The organism is Micrococcus sp. 093350064-1 (assembly GCF_053627955.1).
Map to the genome: position 1 here is coordinate 196,841 of NZ_JBSEYU010000002.1, position 16,954 is coordinate 213,794.

The window sequence follows — 16,954 nt, forward strand, 5'->3', positions numbered from 1 at the left end:
GGCCGCCCCGGCGCTAGGCTTCCGGGGTGGCCCGCCTCCTCGTCGACATCACCCCGCTGCGGGTCTCACCCGCCTACCGGCGGCTGTGGCTCGGCAACACGCTCTCGTATGTGGGCACGCAGCTCACGCTCGTGGCGGTGTCCCTCGAGGTGTTCGCCCTGACCGGCTCCTCGTTCGCGGTGGGCCTGCTCGGCCTGGCCGCGCTCGTGCCCCTCGTGGTCGCGGGCCTGTACGGCGGCGCGATCGCGGACCGGCACGACCGCCGCCGCGTCGCGCTGACCTCGTCGGCCGTCATGTGGCTGACCACGGTCGGCATCGCCGCGCAGGCCTGGGCCGGGCTCGAGTCGGTGCCGGTGCTGTACGCCCTCGTGGCCCTGCACTCCGGCGCATCCGGCATCAACCAGCCCACCCGCGGCGCGATCATCCCCGCGCTCGTGGGCCTGCCGCTCGTGCCGGCGGCGAACGCGCTGAACATGATGACGTTCTCCGTGGCCCTGATGGTCGGCCCCATGCTGGGCGGGGTGCTCGTGGGGGCGGTCGGCTACGCATGGACCTACTCGATCGACGTCGTCACCTTCCTGGCCGCCCTGTACGCCGTGTGGCGGCTGCCGTCCCTGCCGCCGCAGCGGGGCGAGGCCGCGGCCGCCTCGGGGGCGCGCGGGGGCCTGGCCTCGGTGGTCGAGGGCCTGCGCTTCCTCGGCTCGCGACCGAACCTGCGGATGACCTTCCTCGCGGACATCGTGGCCATGACGACGGCGTTCCCGCGCGCCCTGCTGCCCGCCATCGGCGCCGTGGTGCTCGGCGGCGGTGAGGCCGCCGTCGGGGTGCTGCTGGCCGCGATGGCGGCGGGCGCGTTCCTCGCGGGGCTGTTCTCCGCGCCGTTCACACGCCTGCATGCGCAGGGCTGGGGCGTGTACGTCTCGATCCTCGTGTGGGGCGCGGCGGTGGCCGCGTTCGGCGGCGTGGTGTGGTGGGCGCAGTCCCTGCCCGACGGCGATCCCCGCCTCACGCTCGCGTTCGCCCTCGCCGCGCTGTGCATGGCGGTGGGCGGGGCCGCGGATTCGCTCTCCGGCGTCTTCCGCGGCTCGATCCTGCAGTCCGCGACCCCGGACCACCTGCGCGGCCGGCTGCAGGGCGTGTTCGTCGTCGTGGTGGCGGGCGGGCCGCGCCTGGGCGAGCTGCTCACCGGCGGCGCCTCCGTGGGCCTGGGGGAGGGGCCGACCCTGCTGGCCGGCGGTGTGCTGTGCATGCTCGGCGTGACCGCGCTGATGCGGTGGGAGCCCGGCTTCCTGCGCTACGACGCGCGGAACCCCACACCCTGAGCGGGCGCGGGGTTCCGTGGCGGGAGGCTGCGAGCCCGCGACCGCCGAGGAGCGCCGAGCCAGACGTTTCTGCCCGTGAGCCAGATGATTCTGCTGCAGATCGGGCCGCGAAACCGCCGAAACGTCTGGCTCGCGGCAGCCTGAGCCGCCGTCCACGGGAGCCACCACGACGACGGCGGCCGGCGGGTCAGCGGTCGCGGTCGGCCTGGAGCGTGGCCGGGACCGCGCCACCCAGGCGCGTCCAGTGGCGGACGAGGTCCTCGTCCGGGGCCGCCTGGAGCGTCTCGCGGGCCGCCTCCTCCGCCTTCTTGATGCGGCGCTCCAGACTCTGGTCCGCGCCCTCGTAGGCGGCCGCGTGCCGGTGGGAGCGCAGCGATCCGACGTCCTCCGTGCGACGCTCCACCACCGCGAGCTGCTCGGCGATCGCGTCCTGGTTGGCGCGCTGGGCCTTCAGGTTCGCGGGGGCGAGCACCTGGGCCACGAACCCGTGGTCGAGGAGGAGGCCGCGCGGGGCGGCGACGCCGTGACGCAGCGCGAGGTCCACATGGTCGTCGAAGGTCAGGAGCATGGCGGCCTTGGTGAACTTCAGGTCGTCGACCGGGCGGCCGTCCACGCGGGCCCGGGCCCGCGCCCGGCCGATCGTGGTGTCGGCGGACCACACGGCCCCGCGAGGGTCGATCAGGTACAGCATGGGGACTCCTGGTGGGATCGGAGGGGAGGCGGCGTGCGGATCAGCGGAAGTTCACGAACTGCAGGTCCGCGTCCTCGAAGTCCTTGAGCATCGCGATGACCGACTGCAGGTCGTCGCGGGACTTGGAGGACACGCGCAGCTCGTCCCCCTGGATCTGGGCCTTGACGGACTTGGGGCTCTCGTCGCGGATCAGCTTCGTGATCTTCTTCGCGGTGGGCTGGTCGATGCCCTCCTTCATGGTCGCCTCGATGCGGTACTCCTTGCCGGAGGCGAACGGGGCGCCGGCGTCGAGGGACTTGAGGGAGATGCCGCGCTTGACGAGCTTGGACTCGAACACGTCCTTGACGGCCTTGACGCGCTCCTCGGAGGAGGCCTTCATGAGGATCTTCTCGCCGGAGAAGTCGATCTCGGCGCCGACGCCCTTGAAGTCGTAGCGCTGGGCGATCTCCTTCTGCGCCTGGTTCAGGGCGTTGGACACCTCCTGGCTGTCCACCTTGCTGACGACGTCGAACGTGGAATCGCTGGCCACGGGTGCTCTCCTTCAGGGTCTGCGGACGGGGTGCGCCCGTCGACGACGGCCACTGCGGGGCCGCGCGGGGCGCTCTGCGGGCCAGCCTACCGGGGACGGCGGACGCGGTCCCGGGCCGATTGGCGGCGTGGCGCGGGGATGCTGTACAGTCGACTCTCGCCCGACCGGTGCGGTCGTCCTCGAGACGCCCAGCAGCCGCCGGGTGGCACGGCAGATTTCCCGAGCGGCCAAAGGGGGCTGACTGTAAATCAGCTGGCACTGCCTTCACTGGTTCGAATCCAGTATCTGCCACCGGAACGAAGACCCCGGGACCACACGGTCCCGGGGTCTTCTGCCGTCCGGGGCCCGGGCCGGGGCGCCCCCCGTGTCCCCGCCCCGGGAGGTGGCGGCCTCCCGCCCGGCGACGTAGCCTGCCTGTGGTCCGTGTCACATCCAATGCCCTCTGCGGTCCGGCGGCGGCACGGTCGTGCATCGTGACGCCGTGCGGCGTCGCCCGAACGTCCGCGAGGAGCGCCCGATGACCGAGTCCACCGCCCCCGAGTCCTTCACCCAGGGACCGACCGACGTCGAGCTGCTCGAGCAGACTCTGGCCCACAACCTCGACGACACCGCCCGCCGGTTCGCCGACCGCGCCGCGCTCCTGGAGTGTGGACCGGACGGGGACCCGGCCACCGGCCGCACCTGGACCTACAGGCAGCTGCGTGAGGAGTCCGTGACGGTGGCCAAGGCGCTCATGGCCGCGGGCTACGAGGCGGGGGACCGGATCGGCATGTGGAGCCCCAACGTCGCCGAGTGGGTCTCGCTGCTCTACGGCGCGGCGCGTGCCGGCGTCATCCTCGTGAACCTCAACCCGGCGTACCGCGCCCACGAGCTGACCTACGTGGTCGAGCAGTGCGACATGCGCGGGCTGGTGGTGGCCTGTGCGGACGCACGCATGGACCCGCCCGCCACCGCACGCGCCGTGGCCCGTGAGTCGGCGCCGCACCTGCGGCAGCTGATCATGCTGCCGGCCGGGAGCGGCGAGGACGCCTACGCGCACGTGCAGGCCGGCGACGTGGCCGGCCGGCACGCCGCAGATCCCGTGGCCGAGGGCACGTGGGCCGACTTCCTGGCCGGGGCCGCGCGGGTCTCGGACGAGGACCTGGCCGTGCGCGAGGCCGCCACCCGGCCGGCGGACCCCGTGAACCTGCAGTACACCTCGGGCACCACCGGCTTCCCCAAGGGCGTCACGCTGACGCATCGCAACGTGCTGAACAACGGCTTCCACATCGGTGAGCTGCTGGGCTACACGGAGGAGGACACCGTGGTGATCCCGGTGCCCTTCTTCCACTGCTTCGGCATGGTGATCGGCGTGATCGCCACCGTCTCCCACGGCTCGCTCGCCGTCATCCCGGCGCGCAGCTTCGAGCCGGTCTCGGCGCTGCGGGCGGTGGCCGCCACCGGTGCGACGAGCCTGTACGGCGTGCCGGCGATGTTCATCGCCATGCTCGCCCGGCCTGAGGCGGACGCGTTGGACCTGTCCACGCTGCGCACCGGCGTGATGGCCGGCTCCACGTGCCCCGTCGAGGTGATGAAGAAGGTGATCGACCGGTTCCACATGTCCGAGGTGGCCATCTGCTACGGCATGACGGAGACCGCGCCCGTGTCCACCATGACCCGCCGCGACGACTCCCTGGAGGTGCGCACCCAGACGGTCGGCCGGACCATGCCGCACGTGGAGACGAAGATCGTGGACCCCGTCACCGGCGACATCGTGCCCCGCGGGGCCACGGGCGAGCTGTGCACTCGCGGCTACTCCGTGATGCTCGGCTACTGGGACGCCCCCGAGAAGACCGCCGAGGTGCTGGACGCCGACGGCTGGATGCACTCCGGCGACCTCGCCTCCATGGACGAGGACGGCTCCGTGCGCATCGAGGGCCGCATCAAGGACCTCGTGATCCGCGGTGGCGAGAACATCTCCCCGCGCGAGGTGGAGGAGTTCCTCTACACCCACCCGGACATCCAGGACGTCCAGGTGGTGGGCGTGCCGGACGAGAAGTACGGCGAGCAGCTCATGGCCTGCGTGATCATGAAGGACGGCGTCGAGCCGCTCACGGTGGACGCCGTCCGCGAGTTCGCCGCGGGCCGGATCGCACACTTCAAGATCCCGGCCCACGTCCGCGTGCTCGACGCCTTCCCCATGACCGTCTCCGGCAAGGTCCGCAAGGTCGAGCTGCGCGAGGAGGGCGCGACGGTCGTCCAGGCCCAGGCCCAGGCCCAGGCCCAGGCCCAGGCCCAGGCCCAGAGCGTGGGCTGACGGCGGCCGTCACCCTCAGGCGGCGGGCAGCGGGAACACGTCCCAGATGGTGCAGACCGCCTCGGGGGCGGCGCCCAGGATGGCGGCACGGTACGTGGTCGACCACGCCCGCGGGTCGGCGTCGCGCAGGCGCCACGTGCCGTCCGTGAGCACCGCGTCCACGAATGCGGAGGTGTCGGCGGGGCTGCCGTCCTCGTGGACCAGGGGGCCGCGACGCAGGGCCTCGCCCAGGTCGCCCGCCCGGCCGACGGCGTAGAGCGCGGTCTCGTCCGTGTCCAGCACGAGGCCGCAGTCCTCCTCGAAGGCGGTGATCCAGGCCATCGCGTGCCGCATGGCCTCGTCCGGGTCGGGGTGGCGGGTCACGATGAGCACGGAGCCGCGCTCGCCCGGACGCAGGGAGCCGGGCGTGCCGGGGCCGTGCGGGTCGGGTTCGCGCGGGGCGGCGGCGGTGTGCGGGCGGGGCTCGAAGGCGGTGGTCATGGCGGTCTCCTCCCGGGTGGGGACTCATCAGGGTCCCGGCGGCGCCGCACCGGTCGGAGCGGCATCGCCCACGCTAGGAACCCGGGGCGGGCGGCCGGCCGGACCCGGCCGGGGCTGGGGAGGACACGCCGGGAGCAGCGGCCTGTGCAGGAGCGGAGGGGTCGCGCGGACGCGCCGGCACGGCCTCGGCCGGCCCGGCGTCGCGTCAGTGGGCGCGGTGGTCGGCCGGGGCGAGCTTGGGCCCGAACGCCTGCTTGCGCTCTCCGGAGAGCCCGATCATCCGCACCACCCGCTGCCGGTGCCCGGCCCATGGCGCGAGCAGGCGGAGCATCCCGGCGTCGTCGGTCCGGCGTCCCGTGAGGACCTGCCCCACGTACTGCGCCAGGTGGTAGTCGCCCACGGAGACGAGGTCCGCCGCCCCGTGGCTGCGCTGCAGCGCCTCGGCCGTGGTCCACGGCCCGATCCCGGGCACCGACTCCAGGCGCCGGGCCAGCGCGGCCACCCCGGCCGTGTCCCCGGGGGCGACCGCGTCGCCGAGCCGGTCGATGCTCGCGGCCCGCCGGGCGACCTCCAGCATGGTCCGCGACTGGGAGGGCTGCACCCAGGCCCGCGCATGCCAGTCCCACGAGGGGATCCGCAGGACGGCGGCCGGGGTCGGCGGCGGCAGCATCCCCGGCGGCACCGGGCCGGGGGCGGGCCCGTCGTCGTCGATCCGGGCGGCCAGCCGCACGAGGGTGCGCCAGCCGTGCCGCGCCTGGTCGTGGGTGACCTTCTGCTCGAGCACGGCGGTGAGCAGCTGCCGGGACAGCGCGCCCGCCGCCGGCAGCCGCAGCCCGGCCCGCATCCGCCGCGCCTCGCGCACGTGCGGCGGCAGCGCGGGCGCGCCGGAGTCCGGCCGCAGCAGGGCGTCGAAGGCTTCCCAGCCGTCGTCGTGCAGGCCGAGCAGGCGTTCCACGCCGGCGACGGCGGCGCTCGCGCCCGCGCCCCACGCGCGGGCCGTCACCGCGGTGCCGCCCCCTGCGGCCTCCCGGACGCCGGAGACCAGCAACGACGTCGGCCGGCCCGGGCCGTCCGACGCCACGTCCGGGGCGGGGGAGCGCAGAGTGAGCCAGACGCCCTGCGGTGTGGCGCGGACCGTGGGGTCGGCCGCACCGCGCTGCAGGGGGCGCAGGGTGAGCGCGACGTCCACGGGGACGGGCACGCGCACGCGGCGCTCGGCGTCCGGGGCGGTCATGCCCGCACCGTACACCCGGGCCCGGACAGGACGACGTCGGCCGTGACGGCGCGCACGCCGGGCGTTGCCCCGCGTGTCCGGAGCCCTCCTTCGGCGTCCGGCCCCTGGCGTAGCGTGGGGTGCGTGAGTGAAAAGACCCCCGCGCCCACCCCTGCGCAGCCCATGCAGTACGCCGAGAACGTCCTCGAGCTGATCGGGCACACCCCGCTCGTGAAGCTGCACTCCGTGACGGAGGGCATCGAGGCCACCGTCCTGGTGAAGGTCGAGTACCTGAACCCCGGCGGCTCCGTGAAGGACCGCATCGCGCTGAAGATGATCGAGGAGGCCGAGCGCGAGGGCCTGCTCGGCCCGGGCGGCACCGTCGTGGAGCCCACCTCGGGCAACACGGGCGTGGGGCTGGCCCTGGTCTCGCAGCTCAAGGGCTACCGCACCGTGTTCGTCACCCCGGACAAGGTGGGTCAGGAGAAGCGGGACGTGCTCAGCGCGTACGGCGCCGAGCTCGTCGTCACGCCCACCGCCGTGGACCCGACGTCCGAGGAGTCCTACTACGGGGTCGCCGACCGCCTCGTGCGGGAGATCCCCGGGGCCTATCAGCCCAACCAGTTCTTCAACCCCGCCGCCCCGGCCTCCCACTACGAGACCACCGGCCCCGAGATCTGGGAGGACACGGCCGGCCGCGTCACCCACGTCGTGATGGGCGCCGGCACGGGCGGCACCATCACGGGCACCGGCCGCTACCTCAAGGAGGTCTCGGCGGACCGCCCGTCCGGTCCGGTCCGCGTGATCGGCGCGGACCCCAGCGGCTCGGTGTACTCCGGCGGCGCCGGCCGGCCCTACTTCGTCGAGGGCGTCGGCGAGGACATGTGGGTGGACAACTACGACCCCGCGGTCCCGGACGAGGTCATCGCCGTCGAGGACGCCGAGGCCCTGGCCATGACCCGCCGCCTCGCCGCCGAGGAGGGCCTGCTCGTGGGCGGCTCCTCCGGCCTGGCCGTCGTCGCCGGCCTGCGCGCCGCCCGCGAGCTCGGCCCGGAGGACGTCATGGTGATCGTGCTGCCCGACTCGGGCCGCGGCTACCTCGCCAAGATCTTCAACGACCCGTGGATGGACGAGCGCGGCTTCGACTACGACGTCCGCGAGACCGTGCTGCCGGCGTGGGCGCGCGGGCGCACCCGCTCGGCGGTCCCGCAGATGGACGACGACGGCGCCACGGGGGCCGCCGGCGGGGCCGGCACGCCCGTCGAGGTGCTCGAGCACGCCGACGCCGAGCCGGCGACCCGCGCGGGCGCCCCCGCCGAGGCCGACCGCTGGTCCGCGACGGCGGGGGAGCTGCTGACCGAGAAGGCCGACCTGTTCCCGGGCTCCGTGCCCACCCTCGTCACCGCGGCCCCGACCACCTCGGTGGCGGACGCCGTGGCGACCATGAACCGGTACGGCGTCGACGCCCTGCCCGTGATCCTCGAGCCCCGGCACGACCTGCGGATCGGCGAGGTCCGCGGCACCGTCTCCTCCGCCGCGCTCGCGGACGCCCTCGCTGAGGGGCGGGCCACCGCGCAGACCCCCGTGGCCGACGTCATGGGCCCCGTGCTGCCCTGCCTGGGGGCGCGCACCCCGCTGCGCGCCGTGGCCCGGCGCCTCGCCCAGGACCCCGTGCTGCTGGTGCTCGAGGCCGGCCGCGTCCAGGGCGTCGTCACCCTGCACGACGTCCTCGCCCACGTCACCGCCTGAGGCCGGCCGCACCGGCCGCGCCCGCCCCACCCGACCCGATCTCTCCGAGGAGGCTCCCGAGATGACCGAGCAGAACGTCCACGAGGACCCGCACGCCACCACCCCCGACACCGGCGCCGAAGACGCCGCCGCCCACCCCCAGGGGGGAGGCTTCGGCACGCGCGCCGTGCACGCGGGCCAGCACCTGGACGAGGTGTTCGGCGCCGTCGTCCCGCCGATCCACCTCTCGAGCACCTACGCGCCCACGGCCGTCGGCGAGCTGCGGCGCGGCTACGACTACGGCCGCGGCACCAACCCCACCCGGGACGCGCTGCAGGAGCAGCTGGCCGCGCTCGAGGCCGGCGTCGACGAGTCCGGCGCCCCCCGGGCCACCGGCCTCACGTTCGCCTCCGGCCTGGCCGCGGAGACCGCGCTGATCATGGGCGCGGGCCGGCCGGGCATGACGATCGTGCTCGGCAACGACGTGTACGGCGGCTCCTACCGCCTCATCTCCCGCGTGCTCGCCCCGTGGGGCGTGGAGCACGTCGTCGTGGACATGGGGGACGCCGAGCAGGTCGCCGCCGCCGTCGAGCGCGCCGCCGCCGCGGGGCCGGTCATGGTGTGGCTGGAGACCCCGTCCAACCCGATGATGAAGATCTCCGACGTCGCCGCGGTCGCCGAGGCGGCCCACGCGCACGGCGCCCTGCTCGTGGTGGACAACACCTTCGCGACGCCGTACCTGCAGTCCCCGATCGCCCTCGGCGCGGACGTGGTGGTGCACTCCACCACGAAGTACATCGGGGGCCACTCGGACGTGATCGGCGGGGCGCTCGTGATCCCGGACGCCGCACTCGCCGAGCAGGTGAAGTTCCAGCAGTTCGCGGCGGGGGCCGTGAACGGACCCCTGGACGCGTACCTGACCACGCGCGGCCTCAAGACGCTCGGGGTGCGCATGGACCGTCACCAGGCCAACGCCCAGGCGGTCGCCGAGTCGCTCACCGGCCGCGCCGCGGTCTCCCAGGTGCTCTACCCGGGGCTGCCGGACCACCCCGGCCATGAGCTCGCGCAGCGGCAGATGCGCGGTTTCGGCGGCATGGTCTCGCTGCGCCTGGCCGGCGGCGCCGAGGCGGCCCGCCGCGTGGCCGAGTCGACCCGCCTGTTCCAGCTCGCCGAGTCCCTGGGCGGCATCGAGTCGCTGATGAACTACCCGGCGGAGATGACCCACGCGTCCGTGGCCGGCACGGAGCTGGCCGTCCCGGACGACCTGCTGCGCCTGTCGGTGGGCATCGAGGACGCCGAGGACCTCGTGGCGGACCTGGAGCGGGCTCTGGACAGCCTCTGACCCGCCGACGTCCGTCAGAGGTCTAGCGCACGGGTGGGGAGCACCCGGCGGCGTAGTGTGACGGGCATGACCCTCACCGCCTTCGTCAACGCCCATGTCGTCCCCGTCGCCGCCGAGCCGTTCGACGGCGCCCTGCTCGTCGAGGACGGCCGGATCACCGCGCTCGGCCCCGACGTCGAGGCGCCCGACGGCGCCGACGTCGTGGACTGCGAGGGACGCTGGCTGCTGCCCGGCTTCGTGGACGCCCACGTCCACCTCGGCATGCATGCCGAGGGCGAGGTCGGGGCGACCGCGGACGTCAACGAGATGACGGACCCGGTGATGGCCGGGGTGCGGGCGATCGACGCCGTCGACCCGAACGAGCCGGGCTGGAAGGACGCCCTGGCCGGCGGGGTGACCACCGTGAACGTGAACCCCGGCTCGGGCAACCCGATCGGCGGCCAGGCGGTGGCGCTGCACACCCACGGACGCACCGTGGACGAGATGGTGCTGCGCAGTCCCTCGGGCGTGAAGTCCGCCCTCGGCGAGAACCCCAAGAACGTCTACAAGGAGAAGGGCCGCACCCCGTCCACGCGGCTGGGCACCGCCCTCGTGATCCGCGAGGCGTTCCTGCGGGCGCAGGGCTACATGGCCCGCCGCGCGGAGGCCGAGCGCGAGGACAAGCCCTTCACCCGCGACCCCCACCTCGACGCCCTCGCCCTCGTCCTGGAGCGCACGATCCCCTGGCGCCAGCACTGCCACCGCACCGACGGAGTCGCCACCGCCCTGCGCCTGGCCGACGAGTTCGGCTACGACCTCGTCCTGGACCACGGCACCGAGGCGCACCCGCTGGCCGACCAGCTCGCGGCCCGCGGCGTGCCGGTGCTGATCGGCCCGCTGTTCACCACCAAGTCCAAGCCGGAGCTGCGGGGCCGCTCGATGCGCAACCCGGGCCGTCTGGCGCGGGCCGGCGTCGAGATCAGCATCATCACCGACCACCCGGTGGTGCCCATCGACTTCCTCGTCTACCAGGCGGCGCTGTCGGTGAAGGAGGGCCTGGACCGGGAGACCGCCCTGCGCGCCATCACCCTGCATCCCGCGCGCGTGCTGGGGCTGGACGACCGCATCGGCTCCCTCGAGGTGGGCAAGGATGCCGACCTGGTGCTCTGGTCCGGCGACCCGCTCGATGTCATGCAGCGGGCCCTGCGCGTGTGGATCGGCGGCCGTCAGGTCATGGAGTACGACCTCGCCACGGCCCGGCCCGTCGTCGCCTCCGCCCGTCCCGTGGAGGACTGAGCGGCGCCGCCGCCCGGCGGCGGGGGCGGGACGCGCGGGCTCAGCGCCGCACGCGCGAGCGCACGGGCGGCAGCCAGACGAGCGCGGCGCCCAGGAGCATCACGACGGCGAGGATGATCAGCAGGCCGTTGGCCCGCAGGAACGCGGGGGCGGCCAGCAGGACGGCGATGAACGTCAGGGTCCCGATCGCCGAACGACGGCGGCGCAGCAGACCGATCCAGCCCCACAGGGACGCCGCGGCCAGCAGGGCGACGGCGGTGCCCATCGTGAACTGCCCCGTCGCGCCGCCCAGCACGCCCACCGACTCCATGCCGGTGAGCGGATCGATGACGGGCTCGCCGCTGTCCTGTGCGCGGGCCCCGTTCCAGAGGAACGCGCCCGCGATGCCGATCAGCACCACGGTGACCGCGAGCCAGTAGAGGCGCGCGACCTTCAGGAGCGGGTGGACGAGGCCGGCGTCGGACTCGGCCGCGTCCCGCGCGACCAGGTCGCGCTCGCGGTCCGCGCGGCGCCGTTCCAGGCGCTCCTCGTCCTCGGCGGTGAGGCGGGCGCGCTCGGCGCGCAGCCGTGCGTCGTCGGCCCGCTGATTCTCCCGGAAGGACTGGGCGGCGCGGCCGGCGGCCCGGCCGAGCCCGCGGGCGAGGGGGCGGTCTTCGCTGTTCTGGGGCACCTGCCGAGCCTATCGCCCCGGCCGGTGAGCGACCGGGGTGTCCGAGGGCACAGCCCGGCCCGGGATCCGGTGGCGTAGACTGGGCGGACCGGATCCGGTCTCTCCCCCTGTGATGAATGAGCGTGGACGCGTGTGCCACGCCGGACTGCAGATGTCTGTGCAGATGTGTGTGCGGGTCACGAACGTCGTGGCCCTCGGGGGCTGCCGGGTGGACGGAATCATCTGACCCAGCTGGCCCCTGCGCCCCACGACGTCGACCCGCGACCGACGTCCTCCGGCGTGCGCCCGCGCATCCCCACAGGAGGACCCATGTCCGACATCCTCGATCCCCAGACCACCGCCGAGGTCGCCCCCGAGCTCGCCGGGGCGGAGCTGGAGGCCACCGGGACCGTCCCGCAGGTCGACGCCGCCGAGCCCGCCGCCCCCGAGGCCCCGGCCGAGCCCGCCGGCCCCACCTTCCTGGACCTCGGCCTGGACGCCCGCGTGCTGGCCGCCGTCGAGGACCTGGGCTACACCCGCCCCTCGCCGATCCAGGAGGCGACCATCCCGCTGCTGCTGGACGGCCGCGACGTCGTGGGCCTGGCCCAGACCGGCACCGGCAAGACCGGCGCGTTCGCGCTGCCGGCCCTGTCCCGCCTCGCCGAGACCACGGACGTGACCGGGCGCGCGGACACCCCGCAGGTGCTCGCGCTCGCCCCGACCCGCGAGCTCGCCCTCCAGGTGGCCGACGCCTTCGACAGCTACGCCAAGCATCTCGACGACGTCTCCGTGCTCGCGGTCTACGGCGGCTCCCCGTACGGCCCGCAGCTGGCCGGACTGCGGCGGGGCGCGCAGGTCGTCGTCGGCACGCCGGGCCGCGTGATCGACCACCTCGAGCGCGGCTCGCTGGACCTCTCCGACCTGCAGACCCTCGTGCTGGACGAGGCGGACGAGATGCTGCGCATGGGCTTCGCGGAGGAGGTGGACCGCATCCTCGCCTCCACCCCGGACACGAAGCAGACCGCGCTGTTCTCGGCCACCATGCCGCCGGCCATCCGCCGCATCTCCGCGCAGTACCTGAACTCCCCGGAGGAGGTGGCCGTGTCCCGCCAGTCCACGACGTCCGCCACCATCCGCCAGCGCTACCTGCAGGTGGGCCACCAGTACAAGCTCGAGGCCATGACCCGCATCCTCGAGACCGAGGACCACGAGGGCGTGATCGCCTTCGTGCGCACCCGTGCCGGCACCGAGGAGCTCGCCCAGAAGCTCACGCGCGCCGGGTTCAAGGCCGTGGCCATCTCCGGTGACATCGCCCAGAAGCAGCGCGAGAAGACCGTCGAGGACCTGAAGGCCGGCCGCGTGGACATCCTCGTGGCCACCGACGTCGCCGCCCGCGGCCTCGACGTCGAGCGCATCTCGCTCGTGGTCAACTACGACATTCCGCAGGACGCGGAGTCCTACGTGCACCGCATCGGCCGCACCGGCCGCGCCGGCCGGCAGGGCGACGCCGTGCTCTTCATGACCCCGCGCGAGCGCTTCCTGCTCAAGCAGATCGAGCGGACCACCCGCCAGCAGGTCGAGGAGATGGCCGTGCCCTCCGTCGCCGACGTCAACGCGGCCCGCAAGCGCCGCTTCGCCGACGGCATCACCCGCACCCTCGAGCGCGCCTCGGAGGAGGAGCTGGCGGTGTTCGGTGAGATCGTCGCCGCGTACGTCGACGAGCACGAGGTCGAGCCGGCGCGTGTGGCCGCCGCGCTGGGCATGATGGCCCAGGGCGGCCGCCCGCTGCTGGCCCGCGAACAGGAGATCCCGTCCGGCGGCGGCCGGGGCCGCAAGGACCGCGACGGCGGTCGCGAGGGTGGGCGCGACGGCGGCCGTGAGCGCGGCGCGAGCGACGGCCGCGGCTCGCGTGGCCCGGCCCGGGAGCCCGCGGCCGGCAACGCGACGTACTGGATCGCCGTCGGCCACCAGGACCGTGTGCGGCCGGGCAACATCGTGGGCGCGCTGGCGAACGAGGTGGGCCTGCCCGCCTCGGCCATCGGCGCGATCGACCTGCGTGGCAACCACTCGCTCGTCGAGCTGCCGGCAGACCTGACCTCGGCCCAGCTCGAGGCCGCGGCCAACGCCGAGATCAACGGCCGTCGCCTCGGCCTGCGCAAGGACACCGGCCGCCCGACCCGCGCCGAGCGCGACGGCGAGGACCGCGGTGAGCGCCGCGGCGGCTTCTGCAAGGACCGCGGCGAGCGCGGCGAGCGCGGCGGCTTCCGCGGGGACCGCGACGGCGGCCAGCGCGGCGGGTACCGCAAGGACCGGGACGACCGCGGCTCCCGCGAGGATCGTGGCGGCTTCCGCAAGGACCGGGACGACCGCGGCTTCCGCGGCGACCGCGGGGGACGCCCCGGCGGCCGCAAGCCCCGCTGGGGCGCCCAGGAGCGCTCGGATCGGGGCGCCCGCCGCTGATCCGGCCGGGGTGCGGACCCCGCCGGAGGCCGTGACCGGGGCCGATTTTGCATGGGCCCCGGGGCCCTGGTAGAGTCTCACCTCGTTGCCCCGATAGCTCAGTGGTAGAGCGCCATCTTGGTAAGATGGAGGTCCCGGGATCGATTCCCGGTCGGGGCTCTGACATGAGAGCCCGCCCTCGCGGCGTGAAAACCGTGAGTGCGGGCGTTCTCGTGTCGTGGCGGCGTAGCTCAGCTGGTTAGAGCGCACGACTCATAATCGTGAGGTCGGGGGATCGAGTCCCCCCGCCGCTACGGAATCGGACGGACCCGGTCACCTCCTCGGAGGGGCCGGGTCCTTTCGCGTTCCGGGGCCCGTCCGTCGCCCCGGTAGCCTGGCGGGCATGTCCACGCGTCGCCCCGCCCGCCAGCCCGCCCGCGGCACCACCGCGCCCCGCGGCTTCGTCTCCCCGTGGGAGCACGGCTCCCGGCTGTACCGGACCCTCGTGCTGACCGGCTCCGCGCTGTTCCTCGTCGGCATCGTGCTGGCGGTCGTCGGCGGGACCACCGGACGCCTCGCCGTCTCCGGCACCGCCCTGGGCGTGCTCGGCGCGGGCGTCGCCGTGCACCTGTCCGCCCAGCTCGTGCGCTTCCGCCAGGCCGCCCGCCGGCAGGGGGAGCGGCGCCCCGGCCGTTAGGCTGGACGGCAGTCGAGAACCGTCCCGCAGGAGGCCCGAGTTGAGCGTGAACCCCGACGTCGTCGGGCGGAGCTATCCGCCCGCGCCCCCCTTCCAGGTCGGCCGGGAGGCGGTCCGCGCCTTCGCCGAGGCCGTGCAGGCCCAGCATCCCGCGCACCACGACGTCGCGGCCGCCCGGGCCCTGGGGTACGCCGACCTGGTCGCCCCACCGACCTTCGCCGTCGTCATCGCCCAGCGCGCCGAGGCCGCCGTCGTCGCCGATCCCGAGCTGGGGATCGACTTCTCGCGTGTGGTCCACGCGGACGAGCGCTTCGTCCACCACCGGCCGCTGGTGGCCGGGGACGAGGTCGTGGCGACCGTGCGGGTCGAGGCCGTGAAGTCCCTCGGCGGCAACCGCATGGTCACCACCGTCACCGAGATCGCGGATCTGGACGGCGCGGCCGTCTCCACCGTCACGTCCACCCTGCTGGTCCGGGGAGAGGAGTCCTGATGAGCACCGCCCCCCGCCTGTCCGACCTCGCCCGGGGCGAGGTGGTCGGCACGCGCACCGTCACGTTCACCCGCGCCGACCTCGTCGCCTACGCGGGCGCCTCCGGCGACCGCAACCCGATCCACTGGTCCCCGACGTTCGCCGAGCACGTCGGCCTGCCCGGCGTCATCGCCCACGGGATGCTCACCATGGGCGCGGCCGTGCAGCTCGTCTCGGACTGGGCGGGCGACCCGGGGGCCGTCGTCGACTACCAGACCCGCTTCACCGGCATGGTGCCCGTCGCGGACACCACGGGGCGCACGGACGACGACGGCGCGCCCGTCCCCGGCGCGACGCTCGAGGTCGTCGGCACGGTCGGCGTCGTGGACGAGGCCGCCGGGACGGTGCGGATCGACCTGAACGTCACCAACCCGGACGCGGCGAAGCCGCGCGTGCTGACCAAGGCGCAGGCCGTGGTGCGCCTGGCCGACCCCGCGGGGGAGAGCGCGTGAGCGAGCGGCTGGCGGACCACACCACCACCCGCGTCGGCGGGCCTGCGCGCGCGTGGGTCACCGCGCGCACCGAGGCCGAGGCGATCGAGGCCGTGCGCGCCGCCGACACGGCGGGCGAGCCCCTGTTCGTCCTCGGCGGCGGTTCCAACACCCTCATGGCGGACGCCGGCTTCCCCGGCACCGTCGTGCGGCTGGCCTTCGAGGGCATCCGCCTGCTGGACGGGCCGGTGCCCGGCGAGGGCGAGACGCCGCCCGCCGGCGACGGGGCCCGGCCCGCGGGCCACGAGGGGGAGGCCGTCGTCGTGCGGGTCGCGGCGGGCCACCCGTGGGACGACGCCGTCGCATGGACCGTGGCGCACGGGCTCGGCGGGATCGAGGCGCTCTCGGGCATCCCGGGCTCGGCTGGCGCGACGCCCGTGCAGAACGTCGGCGCCTACGGCGCGGACGTCTCGCAGGTGCTCGTCGCCCTGCGCGCGTGGGACCGGGAGGCGGGCGACGTCGTCGAGCTGACGCCGGCGGACCTGCGCTTCGGCTACCGCGACTCCGTCATCAAGCGCTCCATGCTGGAGACCGGCGCGCCGAGTCCCCGGTGGATCGTGCTCTCGATCGACCTGCGGCTGCGCCGCGCCTCCTCCGACGCCGAGCCGACCGCGCCGGTCCGCTACGGGCAGCTGGCGGCCGCGCTCGACGTCGAGGAGGACGCCCATGCCCCGCTCGCGGTGGTCCGCCGCGAGGTGCTGGCCCTGCGCGCCGCCAAGGGGATGGTGTCCGACCCGGCGGACCCGGACACGTGGTCCACGGGCAGCTACTTCACGAACCCGATCGTGCCCGCGTCCATGCGTGCTTCCCTGCCCGAGGGCGCCCCGGCGTTCGCTGCCGGGGAGGCCGAGGACGGGACGCCGCTCGTGAAGCTCTCGGCGGCCTGGCTGATCGATCGCGCGGGCTTCGCGAAGGGCTTCGGGCTGCCCGAGGTCGCCCCCCGCGAGGGCGGGCCGGACGGCCGCGGAGCCGACGGCACCGGCCTGGCCGGGGGCCGCGCGTCGGTGTCCACGAAGCACACCCTCGCCATGACCAACCGCGGCGACGCGACCACCGAGGACGTCCTGACGATCGCGCGCACCGTGCGCGACGGCGTGCGCGAACGCTTCGGCGTCGAGCTGCACCCCGAGCCGATGATCATCGGCACCAGCCTCTGACCCCTCACTTTCGTTCGGGAAACGGCGCCCCCAGGAGCGTTTTCGTTCGGGAAACGGCGCCCGCCAGCGGGACGGGCGCCGTTTCCCGAACGACGACGCCCGAACACCCGCCGTTT

General features: G+C 74.6%; 15 protein-coding genes and 3 tRNA genes. 13 read left to right on the forward strand and 5 right to left on the reverse strand.

From position 1 onward, the window contains the following. The first annotated feature begins 26 nt into the window (after window positions 1-26). Window positions 27-1,322 carry an MFS transporter gene (locus ACUW6W_RS02950; protein ID WP_454179781.1) on the forward strand — a complete coding sequence of 432 codons (1,296 nt, stop codon included), beginning with the start codon at window positions 27-29 and terminating at the stop codon, window positions 1,320-1,322. Between the two features lie 187 nt (window positions 1,323-1,509). Here the strand turns inward: ACUW6W_RS02950 and ACUW6W_RS02955 are convergent, their stop codons facing one another. After that, on the reverse strand, window positions 1,510-2,013 hold the full coding sequence (locus tag ACUW6W_RS02955; RefSeq protein WP_065573576.1) for a hypothetical protein: 504 nt from the start codon (window positions 2,011-2,013) through the stop codon (window positions 1,510-1,512). A gap of 40 nt (window positions 2,014-2,053) precedes the next feature. After that, entirely contained in the window at window positions 2,054-2,542 is a 489-nt protein-coding gene (locus ACUW6W_RS02960; protein WP_454179783.1) for a YajQ family cyclic di-GMP-binding protein, read from the reverse strand. Between the two features lie 209 nt (window positions 2,543-2,751). Here ACUW6W_RS02960 and ACUW6W_RS02965 point away from each other — a divergent pair. Together ACUW6W_RS02965 and ACUW6W_RS02970 are read left to right on the forward strand one after the other, a co-directional pair. Then, window positions 2,752-2,833, forward strand: a tRNA-Tyr gene (locus tag ACUW6W_RS02965). Between the two features lie 226 nt (window positions 2,834-3,059). Continuing rightward, window positions 3,060-4,838: an AMP-binding protein gene (locus ACUW6W_RS02970; RefSeq protein WP_454179785.1), complete on the forward strand. Its 1,779-nt coding sequence runs from the start codon at window positions 3,060-3,062 to the stop codon at window positions 4,836-4,838. Between the two features lie 15 nt (window positions 4,839-4,853). Here ACUW6W_RS02970 and ACUW6W_RS02975 read toward each other — a convergent pair whose 3' ends face one another. Both ACUW6W_RS02975 and ACUW6W_RS02980 read right to left on the reverse strand, forming a co-directional pair. After that, entirely contained in the window at window positions 4,854-5,318 is a 465-nt protein-coding gene (locus tag ACUW6W_RS02975; protein WP_144819821.1) for a hypothetical protein, read from the reverse strand. 205 nt (window positions 5,319-5,523) lie between these two features. Continuing rightward, window positions 5,524-6,552 (reverse strand): DNA-3-methyladenine glycosylase family protein, encoded by a 1,029-nt coding sequence (locus ACUW6W_RS02980; RefSeq protein WP_102708520.1) that lies wholly within the window; start codon window positions 6,550-6,552, stop codon window positions 5,524-5,526. Between the two features lie 162 nt (window positions 6,553-6,714). Between ACUW6W_RS02980 and ACUW6W_RS02985 the strand changes: the two genes are divergently transcribed. The 3 genes from ACUW6W_RS02985 to ACUW6W_RS02995 all read left to right on the forward strand — a co-directional run bounded on the left by ACUW6W_RS02985 (window position 6,715) and on the right by ACUW6W_RS02995 (window position 10,876). Next, a complete protein-coding gene (locus ACUW6W_RS02985) occupies window positions 6,715-8,280 on the forward strand; it encodes a pyridoxal-phosphate dependent enzyme (protein ID WP_036317690.1) in 1,566 nt (521 codons plus the stop codon). Between the two features lie 61 nt (window positions 8,281-8,341). Then, window positions 8,342-9,601, forward strand: coding sequence for a cystathionine gamma-synthase (locus ACUW6W_RS02990; protein ID WP_144819823.1), 1,260 nt, complete (start codon window positions 8,342-8,344; stop codon window positions 9,599-9,601). A gap of 66 nt (window positions 9,602-9,667) precedes the next feature. Further along, window positions 9,668-10,876 (forward strand): amidohydrolase, encoded by a 1,209-nt coding sequence (locus ACUW6W_RS02995; protein ID WP_144819824.1) that lies wholly within the window; start codon window positions 9,668-9,670, stop codon window positions 10,874-10,876. Window positions 10,877-10,916: 40 nt separating this feature from the next. Here the strand turns inward: ACUW6W_RS02995 and ACUW6W_RS03000 are convergent, their stop codons facing one another. Then, window positions 10,917-11,546: a hypothetical protein gene (locus ACUW6W_RS03000; protein ID WP_060974118.1), complete on the reverse strand. Its 630-nt coding sequence runs from the start codon at window positions 11,544-11,546 to the stop codon at window positions 10,917-10,919. Window positions 11,547-11,855: 309 nt separating this feature from the next. Between ACUW6W_RS03000 and ACUW6W_RS03005 the strand changes: the two genes are divergently transcribed. From ACUW6W_RS03005 to ACUW6W_RS03035, 7 genes are all read left to right on the forward strand, one after another. Further along, on the forward strand, window positions 11,856-13,985 hold the full coding sequence (locus ACUW6W_RS03005; protein ID WP_144819825.1) for a DEAD/DEAH box helicase: 2,130 nt from the start codon (window positions 11,856-11,858) through the stop codon (window positions 13,983-13,985). Window positions 13,986-14,072: 87 nt separating this feature from the next. Then, window positions 14,073-14,144, forward strand: a tRNA-Thr gene (locus ACUW6W_RS03010). A 60-nt stretch (window positions 14,145-14,204) separates the two neighbouring features. After that, a tRNA-Met gene (locus ACUW6W_RS03015) sits at window positions 14,205-14,278 on the forward strand. An 89-nt stretch (window positions 14,279-14,367) separates the two neighbouring features. Then, complete coding sequence (locus ACUW6W_RS03020; RefSeq protein ID WP_144819826.1) at window positions 14,368-14,661, forward strand: hypothetical protein; 294 nt, start codon at window positions 14,368-14,370, stop codon at window positions 14,659-14,661. A 40-nt stretch (window positions 14,662-14,701) separates the two neighbouring features. Continuing rightward, entirely contained in the window at window positions 14,702-15,151 is a 450-nt protein-coding gene (locus tag ACUW6W_RS03025) for an FAS1-like dehydratase domain-containing protein (protein ID WP_454179789.1), read from the forward strand. Next, the gene (locus tag ACUW6W_RS03030; protein WP_065573571.1) at window positions 15,151-15,642 is read left to right on the forward strand and encodes a MaoC/PaaZ C-terminal domain-containing protein; all 492 of its coding nucleotides are present in this window, start codon (window positions 15,151-15,153) and stop codon (window positions 15,640-15,642) included. The genes ACUW6W_RS03025 and ACUW6W_RS03030 overlap by 1 nt, the downstream gene beginning before the upstream one ends. Beyond that, window positions 15,639-16,838 carry a UDP-N-acetylmuramate dehydrogenase gene (locus tag ACUW6W_RS03035; RefSeq protein WP_387100115.1) on the forward strand — a complete coding sequence of 400 codons (1,200 nt, stop codon included), beginning with the start codon at window positions 15,639-15,641 and terminating at the stop codon, window positions 16,836-16,838. Before ACUW6W_RS03030 ends, ACUW6W_RS03035 begins: the two co-directional genes overlap by 4 nt. Window positions 16,839-16,954: the final 116 nt, after the last annotated feature.

Coding starts and splice junctions, on each gene's coding strand:
- ACUW6W_RS03030 (WP_065573571.1), top strand. CDS start 15,151: ATGAGCACCGCCCCCCGCCTGTCCGACCTCGCCCGGGGCGAGGTGGTC.
- ACUW6W_RS03005 (WP_144819825.1), top strand. CDS start 11,856: ATGTCCGACATCCTCGATCCCCAGACCACCGCCGAGGTCGCCCCCGAG.
- ACUW6W_RS03020 (WP_144819826.1), top strand. CDS start 14,368: ATGTCCACGCGTCGCCCCGCCCGCCAGCCCGCCCGCGGCACCACCGCG.
- ACUW6W_RS02980 (WP_102708520.1), bottom strand. CDS start 6,552: ATGACCGCCCCGGACGCCGAGCGCCGCGTGCGCGTGCCCGTCCCCGTG.
- ACUW6W_RS02970 (WP_454179785.1), top strand. CDS start 3,060: ATGACCGAGTCCACCGCCCCCGAGTCCTTCACCCAGGGACCGACCGAC.
- ACUW6W_RS02990 (WP_144819823.1), top strand. CDS start 8,342: ATGACCGAGCAGAACGTCCACGAGGACCCGCACGCCACCACCCCCGAC.
- ACUW6W_RS02985 (WP_036317690.1), top strand. CDS start 6,715: ATGCAGTACGCCGAGAACGTCCTCGAGCTGATCGGGCACACCCCGCTC.
- ACUW6W_RS02995 (WP_144819824.1), top strand. CDS start 9,668: ATGACCCTCACCGCCTTCGTCAACGCCCATGTCGTCCCCGTCGCCGCC.
- ACUW6W_RS02955 (WP_065573576.1), bottom strand. CDS start 2,013: ATGCTGTACCTGATCGACCCTCGCGGGGCCGTGTGGTCCGCCGACACC.
- ACUW6W_RS02975 (WP_144819821.1), bottom strand. CDS start 5,318: ATGACCACCGCCTTCGAGCCCCGCCCGCACACCGCCGCCGCCCCGCGC.